Origin of the sequence: Weissella minor (assembly GCF_001437425.1) — a bacterium.
Classification (GTDB): Bacteria; Bacillota; Bacilli; order Lactobacillales; family Lactobacillaceae; genus Weissella; species Weissella minor.
On record NZ_JQCD01000010.1, the window covers coordinates 1 to 711 of the forward strand.

Consider the following 711-nt stretch of genomic DNA (forward strand, 5'->3'; position numbering starts at 1 on the left):
GCAACACGGTCATAAGCGATACTAGTAACCTCGCCATCATCATTATGTTCGACCAAATCTTCCAGTCCTGCTTGTTCAACTTCCTCAGCTATCAAACCAATGTATTTTCTAGGCAATCGATCATCTTCATCACCATTCTCATAACGAGCAACTTCTGCTTTGTCAAACCATTGAGCCGGTTTTAAGTCAATTAGCTGGTGCGACTTTTCAACAGAAAAATCGTGTGTAATATCCTGCTTCAAACTTTTCATTGACCCTATTTGATAGATGGCACCATTAGAGGTAATTCGCATATTAGCCGCACCCGAATAGGTAGGCATATTGTCTTTATATGATGAAATTGCTAAACGTGCAGGGGTTGAAACTATTTGCGTCCCACTTCCTTCTGCGAACTGATTCATGACAGATAGCGTCGCTTGCGTTCCGCTTGTTTGAAGCTCTGGATCTGCATATTCACTTGTTACCATAAGTTGACGAGCCTGCACTAGACCTTGCCTTGCATTCAGTGCAATGTTTGGATTAGCCTGTGTTCTTCCCATGACAATGTTGTTAGGACTAATGGTTGTATATAAAGAAACATCTTTACCGAATTGACTTTGAGATGAATACAACTGCATATCCATTCCGTAACTACTCAATCTATTAACAGCAAACGCTGAATTACTTTCCTTTTTTGTGTCTGTGTGATACCACATCTTGCGAGCTGCATTT

The 711-nt window shown here is 40.8% G+C and carries 1 pseudogene; it reads right to left on the minus strand.

Annotated elements, in window-relative coordinates:
• Window positions 1-623: pseudogene (locus IV67_RS01030) on the minus strand (hypothetical protein); the annotation flags it as partial.
• Window positions 624-711 lie beyond the last annotated feature (88 nt).